General features: G+C 71.0%; 12 protein-coding genes. 5 read left to right on the top strand and 7 right to left on the bottom strand.

Going from position 1 to position 12983, the window contains the following annotated elements; translation table 11 throughout:
* Positions 1 to 63: 63 nt before the first annotated feature.
* On the bottom strand, positions 64 to 228 hold the full coding sequence (locus tag ACZOOI_RS09630) for a hypothetical protein (RefSeq protein WP_391585215.1): 165 nt from the start codon (positions 226 to 228) through the stop codon (positions 64 to 66).
* Between the two features lie 312 nt (positions 229 to 540).
* Between ACZOOI_RS09630 and ACZOOI_RS09625 the strand changes: the two genes are divergently transcribed.
* Positions 541 to 1629, top strand: coding sequence for an NYN domain-containing protein (locus ACZOOI_RS09625; RefSeq protein ID WP_465280316.1), 1089 nt, complete (start codon positions 541 to 543; stop codon positions 1627 to 1629).
* Between the two features lie 9 nt (positions 1630 to 1638).
* Here ACZOOI_RS09625 and ACZOOI_RS09620 read toward each other — a convergent pair whose 3' ends face one another.
* From ACZOOI_RS09620 to ACZOOI_RS09610, 3 genes are all read right to left on the bottom strand, one after another.
* The gene (locus tag ACZOOI_RS09620; RefSeq protein ID WP_465280315.1) at positions 1639 to 2706 is read right to left on the bottom strand and encodes a class I SAM-dependent methyltransferase; all 1068 of its coding nucleotides are present in this window, start codon (positions 2704 to 2706) and stop codon (positions 1639 to 1641) included.
* A 271-nt stretch (positions 2707 to 2977) separates the two neighbouring features.
* A complete protein-coding gene (locus ACZOOI_RS09615) occupies positions 2978 to 3871 on the bottom strand; it encodes an alpha/beta fold hydrolase (protein WP_465280314.1) in 894 nt (297 codons plus the stop codon).
* A gap of 107 nt (positions 3872 to 3978) precedes the next feature.
* Positions 3979 to 5568: a DEAD/DEAH box helicase gene (locus ACZOOI_RS09610; RefSeq protein WP_465280313.1), complete on the bottom strand. Its 1590-nt coding sequence runs from the start codon at positions 5566 to 5568 to the stop codon at positions 3979 to 3981.
* Positions 5569 to 6005: 437 nt separating this feature from the next.
* Between ACZOOI_RS09610 and ACZOOI_RS09605 the strand changes: the two genes are divergently transcribed.
* A complete protein-coding gene (locus ACZOOI_RS09605; RefSeq protein WP_465280312.1) occupies positions 6006 to 6686 on the top strand; it encodes a ferritin-like fold-containing protein in 681 nt (226 codons plus the stop codon).
* Positions 6687 to 6843: 157 nt separating this feature from the next.
* Here the strand turns inward: ACZOOI_RS09605 and ACZOOI_RS09600 are convergent, their stop codons facing one another.
* The 3 genes from ACZOOI_RS09600 to ACZOOI_RS09590 all read right to left on the bottom strand — a co-directional run bounded on the left by ACZOOI_RS09600 (position 6844) and on the right by ACZOOI_RS09590 (position 8365).
* Positions 6844 to 7074, bottom strand: coding sequence for a DUF3107 domain-containing protein (locus ACZOOI_RS09600; protein WP_465280311.1), 231 nt, complete (start codon positions 7072 to 7074; stop codon positions 6844 to 6846).
* Between the two features lie 187 nt (positions 7075 to 7261).
* Complete coding sequence (locus ACZOOI_RS09595) at positions 7262 to 7900, bottom strand: TetR/AcrR family transcriptional regulator (protein WP_465280310.1); 639 nt, start codon at positions 7898 to 7900, stop codon at positions 7262 to 7264.
* A 219-nt stretch (positions 7901 to 8119) separates the two neighbouring features.
* Positions 8120 to 8365 carry a hypothetical protein gene (locus ACZOOI_RS09590; protein ID WP_465280309.1) on the bottom strand — a complete coding sequence of 82 codons (246 nt, stop codon included), beginning with the start codon at positions 8363 to 8365 and terminating at the stop codon, positions 8120 to 8122.
* A 311-nt stretch (positions 8366 to 8676) separates the two neighbouring features.
* Between ACZOOI_RS09590 and ACZOOI_RS09585 the strand changes: the two genes are divergently transcribed.
* The 3 genes from ACZOOI_RS09585 to moeZ all read left to right on the top strand — a co-directional run bounded on the left by ACZOOI_RS09585 (position 8677) and on the right by moeZ (position 12805).
* A complete protein-coding gene (locus tag ACZOOI_RS09585; protein WP_465281156.1) occupies positions 8677 to 9534 on the top strand; it encodes an alpha/beta fold hydrolase in 858 nt (285 codons plus the stop codon).
* A 10-nt stretch (positions 9535 to 9544) separates the two neighbouring features.
* The gene (locus ACZOOI_RS09580; RefSeq protein WP_465280308.1) at positions 9545 to 11467 is read left to right on the top strand and encodes a DUF3152 domain-containing protein; all 1923 of its coding nucleotides are present in this window, start codon (positions 9545 to 9547) and stop codon (positions 11465 to 11467) included.
* 156 nt (positions 11468 to 11623) lie between these two features.
* The gene (moeZ, locus tag ACZOOI_RS09575) at positions 11624 to 12805 is read left to right on the top strand and encodes an adenylyltransferase/sulfurtransferase MoeZ (protein ID WP_465280307.1); all 1182 of its coding nucleotides are present in this window, start codon (positions 11624 to 11626) and stop codon (positions 12803 to 12805) included.
* The last annotated feature ends 178 nt before the right edge of the window (positions 12806 to 12983 follow it).

Genomic DNA, 12983 nt, shown 5'->3' with positions numbered 1-12983 from the left:
GTGTCCGCGGACATGCCGAGGGCGCTTCCCCCAAGCGGGGAAGCGCCCTCGGTTCATTCGTTATCAGCCGGCGTCCGCCACCTTGACGGGGCGGATGTACAGGCGCTCGCCGAATGCTTCGGCGCGTTTCAGGGCAGCCTGCACGGTGTCGATGTCGACGGCGCAGTTGACCGGGTTGGACCCGGTCTTTTCCTGGGCTCGGCTGAGGTTGGTGATTCGGTAACGCATACGCGTCTCCCTTCCCTCCGGTCCGAAGTCGTACGGAGCCGCATGGTGCCGCGACCCCGTCTACAAGGATTGGGTGCCGGGATCCGTAAGGATCAGCCTGACCCGGCAGGGGTCACAACCGGCACCGCCCTGAACAACAGCAGTCACACCGATATCATTCCCGTGACTGAAATGTTCCTTTCCTGACTTTCCTCGCCTTACACGTGACGCATGACGCGACATTGCCCGCGAGGCAAGCGAGGACGCGACGGCGACCGGCATAGGACAATGCGGGTCCGAGCACATCGACCGGGCGCCGTACGCGCAGCCGCCATGGGAGGACGAGAGACTTTGCACGATCCGGGAGAGGACGACGTCCGGACGGGCGCGACGGCCGCCTTCGGCGCTGTGGTGCACGAATCCGGCGGGGACCTCGGCGCCGAGCAGGCAGGCCCGCTCGAGGACCACCCCGTCGCGGGCTTCGAAGACACACCCGGAGCACTGCCCGACCTGACGGAGTCGTTCACCCGTCCGGCCGTACTGGTCCAGTCCGTCTCTCCGCCCCTGCACTTCGGCACCCACGCGCTGTTCGTCGACGTCGGCTACGTGTACGCGGCGATGGGCCTGCTGGTGGCCGGCTCGGCCGAGCGCAGGGCCTTCCGGGTGGATGCCGAGCAACTGATCACCGGCCTGATCGACGAGGCCCGCCGGGTCTTCCCGGAGGGTCGACTGCTGCGGGTGTACTGGTACGACGGCGCGCGCGAGCGGGTGCACACCGTGGAGCAGCGGCAGATCGCCGAGCTGCCCGACGTCAAGGTCCGGCTCGGCAACCTCAACGCGCACAACCAGCAGAAGGGCGTCGACTCGCTGATCCGCAGCGACCTCGAATCGCTCGCGCGCAACCACGCGATCGACGACGCGGTCGTGATCAGCGGCGACGAGGACCTGGTCTCGGCGGTCGAGGCGGCCCAGTCCTACGGCGTACGGGTGCACCTGTGGGGCGTGGAGCCCGCCTACGGCACCAACCAGGCCGACCCGCTGGTGTGGGAGGCCGACGTCACCCGGATGTTGCACCGCGAGTTCTGCGAGACCTGCGTGACGCCGGTGATGTTGCCGCCGTCGCACGCCGGCGCGCTCGCGGTCCAGCCGGGCGGCCCGCCGACCGCCGACCAGGCGTGGCGGATCGGCCAGGAGATCGCCAAGCGCTGGCTGGTGGTGCGCGGCCGGGAGAACCTGGCCGACCTGATGCCGGGACCGATGTTGCCGCAGGCGATCGATCGGGGCCTGCTCGTGGACGCGGAGAGCGTGCTGCAATATTCGCTCCGCCCGCACGAGGACCTGCGGCGTGCACTGCGCAACGGCTTCTGGGACCGCCTCAACCAGGAATTCGGCCTTCCGGGTACGGAACTGACGGAGGGCTGAGCGGGCCGGTCAGTCCTTGCGGGCCACGTAGTACAGGTTCAGGAAGTCGCCCTCCAGTGAATGCGTCCGGACGTCGGTGAAGCCGGCCTCCGCGAGCGCGGCGCGGGCGGCCTGTTCGCCCCAGACGGTGCCCAGGCCCGCGCCGCCCTCGCTCAGCGAGACGGTCATGCAGTAGAAGATCGAGAACGCGTACAGCGCGGGCCCCAGCGGGTGGTCCAGGTTTTCCTCCAGCTTGCTGGAGGCGGCGATCTCGCCCATCAGGAACACCCCACCCGGGCGCAGCGCGGCGGAGACGGCGGCCAGCGTGCGACCGGGCCGGGCCAGGTCGTGGATCACGTCGAATGCGGTGATCAGGTCGTACGCGCCGAGCGGCTCGGCCGCGTCTACCACGGCGAAGTCCACGTTCTCCAGGCCCAGTTCCTCGGCCTCGCGACGTGCGGCGGCGATTCCCTGGGTGGAGATGTCCACGCCGCGGATCCGGCTGCGCGGGAATGCCTTGGCCAGCACGTTCATCGCGTGCCCCTGGCCCGTGCCGACGTCCAGCACGTCGATCCCGGCGGTCAGCCGCTCGGTCAGCCCGGGTGCCAGTGGCAAGACGCCGTCCACCAGCGCCGCGTCCCAGACCCGGCCGGACTCCTCGGCCTGGAGCGCCTGGAAGCGCGGATAGGCCGAGTACGGCACGCCGCCGCCCTGCCGGAACGCGTTCACGACGGGCTGCTCGACCTCGCCCATCAGCGCCAGGTACTGGGTGATGCCGGCCAGGTTCTCCGGTCCGGCCGCGCGGGTCAGCGAGGCCGCGTGTTCGCGCGGCAGCAGGTAGGTGGCGGAGTCGGGGGAGTATTCCACGATTTTGCCGGTGACCATGCCGCCCAGCCACTCGCGCACGTAGCGCTCGGTCAACCCCGAGGCGCGGGCGATCTCCTCGCTCGTCGACGGTGGCAGCCCGCCCATCGTGTCGAACAGCCCGGTCTGGTGGCCGACGCTGATCATGAAGGCCAGACAGCCGTCGTCGATGATGTTGATCATGCGTCCCGCGAAGGCTTCCTGCCGCGCGGAATCGACTTCGATGAGCGTCATGGCAACTCCCGGTCGGTCGGCTCGACGGGAGCCGCCGTGGGTGCGCGGGCCTCGCGCCGGGGGGGCCGCCCCGGACGTTCCGACACACCGGAAACACGGGCGACGCCCGCGGTGAAGACGTGTCTCCTAGTCACGCTACGCCCGATCCGTGCGCTCCGGGAGCCGACACCGGCCCGCGGCGGCGAGCCCGGTGCGACCGGCCGGGCCGACCGGTCGACGCCGAGCCGGGCCCCGGCCCGCGACCCGGCGAGGGCGGATGTCCCGCCGCCGCTCAGGCCCGATCCGCGTACGCCACGACGCTCGCCCAGAAGTCGGCCAACGCCGCGGCCGTGGCGTCCGGCGACTCCACGTTCGGGGAGTGGTGGGTGTCCGGGATCACCACGTGCGGTACGCCCAGCCGGTCGGCCATCGCGGCCTGCCAGGGCAGCGGCCACGCGTAGTCCTCGACACCGGAGATCACGAGCGCGGGCAGGCCGGCCGCCACGAGTGCGGCGAGTTCGTCCACCCGGTCGGGTTCGGTGCGCAGTTGTTCGGCCATGGCGAGCAGTCCCTCGGGCGTGGTGCTCAGCCAGCGGGCGTGCACGAACGCGGCGATCGCCGGGTCGGCGGGCGGCAGCAGGCCGGACTCCAGTTCCACGGCCTGCATCGCCTCCCACACCTCCTGGCGGGTGAGCACCGGGAGCACCTCTTCGAGCATCAGCAGCCGGGTGACCTCCTCCGGGCAGATCCCCGCCGGGCCGGTGCTCATCAGGGTCAGCGAGGCCAGCCGGTCCGGCGCACGCAGCGCCACCGAGCGGCACACCAGGCCGCCGAAGGAGTGCCCCAGCAGGTGGATCGGCTCGCCCGGGGCCACCGCGTCGGCGATCGCGAGCACGTCCGCCACGAGCGCTTCGCGGGTGTACGCCGCCGGATCCGCCGGGCCCGCGGTCTCGTACTGGCCGCGCTGGTCCACCGACACGGTGTGGAAACCACGTCGCGCCAGCGGGTCGCCGAGCGCGATGAAGTCCTCCTTGCTGCCGGTGAAGCCCGGTACCAGCACGGCGGTGCCCAGGCGCGGTGCGCCGCTCGGCGGGGTGGCCTCCAGGACGGCGAATCGTCCGCGCCCGGTCGCCAGGCGACGGGAGCGGACGGTCCCGGGCAAGGTCAGAAAGCGTGGCGTACTCACGCCTTCGAGCCTACTTACCCGCAGGTACGACAACGGCCCCCGGCGCGAAGCCCGGACGTGATCGTCCACACTCCACACCGGGGGCCGTCGGGCCGATGGTGCGACCGTCAGCCCTCGTCGGTCGCGACGGCGCCGGCCTCGGCACCCTCGGGACGGCGACGGGTGCGCCGGCGGCGACGGCGCGGTGCGCGCTCGCCGTCCGCGTCCGCGTCCCCGGCCACGGCCGGGCCGTCCGCGGGAGCCGCCTGGGCGGGCACGGTCGGCGGTTCGACGAAGGCCGCGGCGGTCGCGCCGGTCGGGGCGATCACGACGGCCTCGCCGGTCTCACCGTTCACCCGACGACGGCGCCGCGAGCCCGGTGCCCGACGGCGGCTGGGGTCGCTCGCCTCGGCGTCGGCCGACTCCGGGCTCGGGCCGGAGGCGGCCGGCCCGGACGCGGCGGGGCCGCTGCGGCTGCGGCCGTTCGCGCCCTTGCGACCCGAGTTGCCCCGGCTGTTCTTGCCGGTCTCGCCCAGGTCCTCGACGTCCTCCGCGCCCAGGCCCGCACGGGTGCGGTCGGCGCGCGGCAGCACGCTGCCCACGGTGGTGGGGATGTCCAGGTCGGTGAACAGGTGCGGCGAGGTCGAGTAGGTCTCGACCGGGTCCGCGAAGCCCAGGTCCAGGGCCTTGTTGATCAGGCTCCAGCGCGGGATGTCCTCCCAGTCCACCAGCGTCACCGCGGTGCCCGAGGCGCCCGCGCGGCCGGTCCGGCCGATCCGGTGCAGGTAGGTCTTCTCGTCGTCGGGGCACTGGTAGTTCACCACGTGGGTGACACCCTCGACGTCGATTCCGCGGGCCGCGACGTCGGTGGCCACGAGCACGTCCACCTTGCCGTTGCGGAACGCCCGCAGCGCCTGCTCGCGCGCGCCCTGGCCGAGGTCGCCGTGCACGGCGGCGGAGGCGAAGCCGCGCTCGGCCAGGCCCTGGGCCAGGTCGGCGGCGGTGCGCTTGGTCCGGCAGAACACCATCACCAGGCCGCGCCCGTTGGCCTGGAGCACCCGGGCCATCAGCTCGGGCTTGTCCAGGCCGTGCGCGCGGTAGACGCGCTGCTGGACCGACTTGACGGTGGCGCCCAGGTCGTCCGGCTCGGAGGCGCGGATGTGCGTGGGGCGGCTCATGTAGCGGCGCGCCAGGGTGATGATCTGACCCGGCATGGTGGCCGAGAAGAGCATCGTCTGGCGACGCGCCGGGAGGCGCTCGACGATCTTCTCGACGTCGGGCAGGAAGCCCAGGTCGAGCATCTCGTCGGCCTCGTCCAGGACGAGCATCTTGACTTCGGACAGGTTCACGTGACCCTGGCCGACCAGGTCGAGGAGCCGGCCCGGGGTGCCGACGACGACGTCGACGCCCTTCTTGAGGGTGTCGATCTGCGGTTCGTAGGCCCGGCCGCCGTACACGGCCAGCACGCGCACGTTGCGCAGCTTGCCCGCGGCCTGGAGGTCGTTGGTGACCTGCACGCACAGCTCACGGGTGGGGACGACGACCAGGGCCTGCGGCATGCGGCCGGCGACCGTGCCCGCGGGAGCGCGGCCGGCCTCGATGTCGGCTGCGACGGTGATCCGCTGCAGCAGGGGGATGCCGAAGCCGAGGGTCTTGCCCGTTCCGGTCTTGGCCTGGCCGATCACGTCGTTGCCGGACAGGGCGACCGGAAGGGTCATCTCCTGGACGGGAAAGGCCTCGATGATGCCGAGTGCCTCGAGTGCCTCGGCTGTCTCCGAAAGTACTCCGAGTTCGCGAAAAGTTGTCAGGGGTCCAGCCTCTTCTGTGTGGTTGGGGGCCGTCCGTACCGAAAGCGGGTCGAGACCGTGGCGCCCACCGAAATTGCGGGGCGCTGCACGGGACCTCTCGCCTTCGGGCGGCCACCCGAGCGGGTCGGTCGGAGCCAGTCGTCCTCCGACCGGGCATCCGCGTTCACTACCACTGTACCCGGCGACGTGCGGCCGGTGGGGTGATGCTCATTACTGCTTGTCCGGAGATGGGCGACTCCGCCCGGAGGTGGCGCCCCCGTGGGCGCGGTGCGCTCACTACGCTGCGTACTTGTGAACACCGTGGCACTAGGGCACGGTGCGGCGGCGGGACGAACGAAGGGGTGGACATGGGCGAGGGTGCGCAGCCGACCGGGGAGATGCGGGCCGCCGTGATCGAACTGCTCGGCGTACTCGCGTACGGCGAGATCACCGCCTTCGAGCGGCTCGCCGAGGATGCCAAGATGGCGCCGACGGTGGACGACAAAGCCGCGCTGGCCGCGATGGCGGTGGCCGAGTTCCATCACTACACGCTCCTGCGCGACCGGATCGCCGCGCTGGGCGCGGATCCGGCCGCGGCGATGGACCCGTTCATCGCGCCGCTGGACGAGTTCCACGTGCACACCGCGCCCGCCGACTGGCTGGAGGGCCTGGTCAAGGCGTACGTGGGCGACGGGATCGCGGCCGACTTCTACCGCGAGGTGGCCGCGCATCTGGACGAGGTCAGCCGGGATCTGATCGTCGAGGTGCAGCGCGACACCGGGCACGCGGCCTTCGTGGTCGACGCGGTGCGCTCGGCGATCGAGCGCGACCCCAAGGTGGCGGGCCGGCTCGCGCTGTGGGGCCGGCGGCTGATGGGCGAGGCGCTCAGCCAGGCCCAGCGGGTCGCCGCGGAGCGGGACGCGTTGTCCACGATGCTCATCGGCGGCGGCGCCGGCCCCGGTTTCGACCTGGCCGAGATCGGGCGCATGTTCAACCGGATCACCGAGGCGCACCAGCAGCGGATGGCCGCCCTCGGACTCGCCTCCTGACCGCGGCGGCCGCGGAAGAGGCCGTTCCCGGCGGAGGGACCGCCGGAAGCAGGACCGAAACGGCGAAAACCCGAGGGCGGGTGGATCCGGATGCGGATCCACCCGCCCTCGGGTGTGCGGTGCCGACGTCGGCCACCGTCGTTCGGGTGTCGGCTGCTCAGGCGGTGGCGCCGAAGCCGACCTTGCGCGCCGACGACTCGCCGATCTCGACGTAGGCGAGTCGGTCGGCGGGCACGAGCACCCGGCGGCCCTTCTCGTCCGTCAGGGACAGCAGCTTGGACGTGCCCGACAGCGCGTCGGCGATGGCCCGCTCGACGTCCTCCGGGTTGTCCGTGCTCTCCAGCACCAGCTCCCGAGCGGCGTGCTGTACGCCGATCTTGATCTCCACGGCTGTCCCTCCGGCCTTGAAATTCTGGAGATCGGCGCCGCGACGACCGCGGGCCGTACCTACCCCAGCAGGCTAGTCGAGAGCCGGGGTCACCGAACGCCATGACGGGTACGCCCAACGCGAACGCCGGACGGGAACAAGATCGCCCCCGCTCTCGTACGCGCAGGTCGTCGCGGCCCCGAGCGGGTCAGTGCGGCGGGTCGTCCTTGCGCGGGAAGCGGGAGATGCCGCGCCAGGACAGCGACGAGACCAGCAGCGAGGCGGCGTCGCGCGGGATGGTCGCGCCGCGGGCGATCCAGTAGCGCGCGGTGACCTGCGCCATGCCGGTCAGGCCGATCGCCAGCAGCATCGATTCCTCCTCTCCCAGCCCGGTGTCCTCGGCGATGATCTTGCTGACCGCCTCGGCGCACATCTCGCTGACCCGCTCCACGCGTTCGCGTACGGCGCTCTCGTTGGTCAGGTCGGACTCGAAGACCAGCCGGAAGGCACCGCCGTCGTCGTCCACGAAGGCGAAGTAGGCGTCGACCGTGGCGGCCACCCGGAACTTGTTGTCGTGCGTCGACTCCAGCGCCCGCTGCACCGCCGCGAACAGGGCCTCGCAGTGCTGGTCGAGCAGCGCCAGATACAGCTCCAGCTTGCCGGGGAAGTGCTGGTACAGCACGGGCTTGCTGACACCGGCGCATTCGGCGATGTCGTCCATCGCGGCCGCGTGGTAGCCCTGCTTGACGAAGACTTCCTGGGCGGCGCCGAGGAGTTGCGTCCTGCGCGCGAGCCGGGGCAGCCGGGTACCGCGAGGACGGGGATCCGCATCCTGGATGGCTGTCACGGGGCTCCTCAAGGTGTCGCTCAACGTGTCGCGGACGCCGGATGATCGGGTGATCCGGCGGGTTTCTCCACCACGTCATCCTACTTTCGGGTAACCCAGGGCGTAAGTTTCGTGGCGCAACGAAACAGGATCCCGCGCTTCCGGTAATCCTCGCAAGGGGGCGCGTGAGGTGCACGGAAGGCGGTCGCAAGCCCTGCGGGGCCGCTTCCGAAGCGGGGCTCAGCGATAGTCGTCGTCCTGCGAGTGTCCGACCCCGCGGCGCTGCTCGGTCGCGTCCGCGGGATCCACGCCGTCGGGCACCGACTCCCACACCGGGTCGCCCTCACCGTCGTCCGCCTCCACCGGGGTGTGTTGTTCCACCACGTCGGGCACCGGAATCTCGGGGTCTTCGGTCGGGTCGTCGGGAACCGCGACGTCACCGAGGGTGACGTCTTCGAACTCGGGGGTCTCGTCGATTCCGTCCATACCGCCTCCCTGCCCGTGCGGTGCGCCGCCATGCGGCGTTCCCGCAAGTCCATGATCCGCCTCGGTCCCGTTGCCGCACTTTCGGGATCGATGTCGAAACGTGATGTGGGAAGCGTTTACAGTGACGTCATGAACCAGGGCATAAGAGCCGAGACCACCCCGCGTGACGAAGTCGGTCGAGGCATCCGCCCTTCCGTCCCAGTGATCATCTCGTAATATTGCCCACCGTGACGACCCTCAGCCCCGCAAGCGACGCCGACGCAACGCCTTGGCCTGCGCGTACGGTCGAAGTCGCCACCGGCAGTGAGGTCGTGGTGCGCCGCGACGCGCTCCACGATTCCGATCTGCCGCCCGCGATGATGATCCACGGCCTCGGCGGATCCTCGCTGAACTGGACGGAACTGGCCGCCGAACTGCGGTCGGATCTTTCCGTGGAGATGATCGACCTGCCCGGCTTCGGGCACTCGCCGCCGCCGCGGAACGGGGACTACTCGATCTCCGCGCACTGTCGAGCGGTCGAGGGCGCGATCCTGTCGCTGCGCAAGGGCCCGGTGCACCTGTTCGGCAATTCGATGGGCGGCGCGGTGGCCACTCGGCTCGCCTCCCGCCGGCCGGACCTGGTCCGCACGCTGACACTGATCTCGCCCGCGCTGCCGGACCTGCGGGTGCGCCCGTCGGTGTTGCCGACGGCGGTTCTGGGGGTGCCCGGTGTGGGCCGCGCGCTGCTGCGGCTCAGCCGCAACATGACGCCCGAGGATCGCACTCGGATGTCGATCGCGATGATGTACGGGAACCCGGACGCGGTCGGCGATAAGGCCTTCACGGATGCCGCGGCCGAGTACCGGCGCCGGCTCGAACTCCCGTACATGATGGACGCGTTCTCGCAGTCGACCCGGTCGGTCATCGGGGCCTACCTGGAGCGCGGCGAGCGGGCGCTGTGGCGGCAGGCGGCCGACGTGCGGGCGTCGACGCTGCTCGTCTACGGACGCCGGGACAGGCTGGTCGACGCGCGCATGGCCAAGCGCGCGACCGAGACCTTCCCGGACGCCCGACTGCTGGTGGTGCCCGACTCCGGGCACGTGGCCATGCTCGAACACCCCCGCGTGGTGGCCCGGGGTTTCCGCGAACTTCTCGACGGGGCCCTCTCGCCGTCGAACGTGGTGGGGTGAACGCAGACTCATGGGACGTCACTCGGGAACGCAGACGAGCGTGCAGTACGACGGTGAGGGCCTGCCGGACGACGCGCTCTCCGGCGGTTACGCGGCGGTGCCGCAACAGGTCGCGTACGGGCAGGTCCACCAGGACGGCCAGGGCGGCGATTGGACCGGCACCTCGTACGGCGGCGGCTATTCCGAGCAGGACACCGGCTACCACGGCTACCCCGTGGACCCCGGCTACGGCGGTTACCCGGCCACGCAGCAGCACAATGCCGGCTACGGGTACGACGGCGGGCAGCAGCACGGCTGGGAGCACCCCGCCCCCGAGACCGGCTCCGGCACCTGGGCGGCGACCGGCACGATGCCGGGCGAGCCCGCGCACTGGGACGACCCGCTGGAGCCGTACGGCGCGCAGACCGGCTCGGTCGGCTACGCCCCGGACGTGTTCCGCACCGACGGCCCGGGCAGCGACACGTTCGGCGTCGACGCCTTCGGCAACGGCGCCCTGCACACCGGCTCGTTCGTCACCAACACGTTCGGCACGGACAGCTTCGGCACGGATACCTTCGGGGCCGATGCCTTCGGCGCCGATGCCTACTCCGGCGGCTACCCGGCGGTGAACCCCGCGCACGACCCGTACGCCGCGAACGGCCGTCCCGACGCGATGCACGCGATCGCCGAGGCGCCCGCCGCGCCGTCGTACGACACCACCACGTTCGAGCCGCAGAGCTTCGTCGGCTACGGCTACGACGCCTCGGGCGGCTACCCGGCGGTGGTGCCGGTCGAGGATCCGCTCGCGGACGCGCTGTACGAGCTGCCCGCCGAGCCGGAGCCGGCGATCGGTCCCGGCGCGGGGCAGTATCCGATGGAGTCCGAGCCGTGGGCCGCGTCGGCCCCCGAACTCGACCTGGAACAGCTCTCGTTCGCCACCGAGCCGACCGACGACATCCCGGGGCCCCGGCACTCGGCCGAGGAGTCGGAGCACGGTTTCGAGCCGGACACCGGGGGCGTCCCGCCCAGGGGCCGCGCGCAGACCCGGAAGGCGAACCGGCCCGCGCCGCGCAAGGGGCGGCGCACCCTGGTCGCGGCGAGCGGCGCGGTCGTCACCGGTGCGGTACTCGCCGGCGCGGTCGTGCTCCAGATGCCCGACGAAGGCTCCTCCAGCCAGGCGACCGGCGACGACCAGGCCGCACCGGGCGGGGCCACCAGGCCCACCAGGCCCACCGACCAGGCCGTGTCGCGGGGCTCGGAACGGGACCCGGTCACCCAGGGCGGCGCCTCCTCGCTGCCGCTGCCCACACCCGCGTCGCCGGTCACCACCGACCAGCTGACCGTGCGCTTCCCGCTCGACCCCAAGCTCGGCCTGAGCGGCAGTTTCGAGACCGTGCCCGGCAAGGAGGCCGCGCCCGGCCCCGGCCGCAAGTACACCTACGCGGTCCAGATCGAGCAGGGTCTGCAACTGGACGGCGAGTTGTTCGCGACGACCGTGCAGAAGACGCTGAACGACAAGCGCAGTTGGTCGAGTGGGGGGCTGACCTTCGAGCGCACCGACGCGTCCAAGGCGGACTTCGTGGTGCGGCTGGCGAGCCCGCAGTCGGTCCACAAGGCGTGCACCCCGATCGTGGGCGACACCAGCGCGGACAACGTCTCGTGCGACGCGTACGGCACCCCGTACGTGATGATCAACGCGTGGCGCTGGGCCCAGGGTTCGACCGCCTACGGTGACGACATCGTCGGCTACCGACAGATGTTGATCAACCACGAGGTCGGCCACCGGCTCGGCCACAACCACGAGAAGTCCTGCGGCGCGGGCGGCATCGGGGACGGCCTCGCCCCGGTGATGATGCAGCAGACCAAGACCCGGGTCGCGAGCGAGGGCGCGATGAAGGGCGAGACCTGCGAGGCCAACCCGTGGCCGTACCCGTCGGGCAAGTTCACCAAGTAGCGCGATTCGCACCCGCCGGGCCGCCTGGAAGGCGCCCGGCGGCCCCGTCGTGCGGGAATCTCACGGACCGGACCCGATGCCCGGGAATCGGGACGAGCGTGGCACTGTTGCGGTAGGAAAAGAGCCGAGATAGACAGTCCGACCATCGGAGTTTCCGTGTCGCAGCTACCACCCCTGGTCGAGCCGGCCCCCGAGCTGACCGTCGACGAGGTCCGTCGTTATTCGCGCCACCTGATCATCCCCGACGTCGGGATGGACGGGCAGAAGCGGCTGAAGAACGCCAAGGTGCTCTGTGTGGGCGCCGGTGGCCTGGGGTCCCCGGCGCTGATGTACCTCGCCGCGGCAGGCGTCGGCACGCTCGGCATCGTCGAGTTCGACACCGTGGACGAGTCGAACCTGCAGCGTCAGATCATCCACGGACAGAGCGACATCGGGCGCTCCAAGGCGGAGTCCGCGCGTGACTCGGTCAAGGAGATCAACCCGTACACCGAGGTCGTCCTGCACGAAGAGCGGCTCGAGGCCGACAACGTGATGGAGATCTTCGGGCAGTACGACCTGATCGTCGACGGCACGGACAACTTCGCCACCCGGTATCTGGTCAACGACGCCTGCGTGCTGCTGAACAAGCCGTACGTGTGGGGTTCGATCTACCGCTTCGACGGCCAGGCCAGCGTGTTCTGGTCCGAGCACGGCCCGTGCTACCGCTGCCTGTACCCGGAGCCCCCGCCGCCCGGGATGGTCCCCTCGTGCGCCGAGGGCGGCGTGCTCGGCGTGCTGTGCGCGTCGATCGGGTCGATCCAGGTCAACGAGGCGATCAAGCTGCTGATGGGCATCGGCGAGCCGCTGGTCGGTCGGCTGATGATCTACGACGCGCTGGAGATGACATACCGCACGGTCAAGGTCCGCAAGGACCCCGAGTGCGCGGTCTGCGGGAAGAACCCGACGGTCACCGAGCTGATCGACTACGAGGCGTTCTGCGGTGTGGTCTCCGAGGAGGCCCAGGAGGCCGCGCTCGGTTCGACCATCACCCCGCGGCAGCTCAAGGAGTGGCTGGACGCCGGCGAGAACATCGACCTGATCGACGTTCGCGAGCCGGGCGAGTACGAGATCGTCAAGATCCCGGGTTCGCGGCTGATCCCCAAGAACGAGTTCCTGATGGGCCGTGCCCTGGAGGACCTGCCGCAGGACCGGCGCATCGTGCTCAACTGCAAGACGGGCGTGCGCTCGGCCGAGGTGCTGGCGGTGCTCAAGAGCGCGGGGTTCGCCGACGCGGTCCACGTCGGCGGCGGCGTGATCGGATGGGTCAACCAGATCGAGCCGGAGAAGCCGGTCTACTAGATCCGCTGGATCCTCGGGGCCGGACGGCCGGGCATCGACCCGGCCTTCGGTCGAGGTGTCCTCGAACGCCGGGCGGGCCGATTTTCGGCCCGCCCGGCGTTTTTGCCTGCTTCGGCTGCCTTACCTGCTTCGGCCGGTTCGCCCGCTTCGGTTGCGGAAACGGCGCTGTCCTGTGCGG

This window comes from Embleya sp. L77, from assembly GCF_055557415.1.
This window is presented reverse-complemented; position numbering and strand designations above follow the sequence as displayed.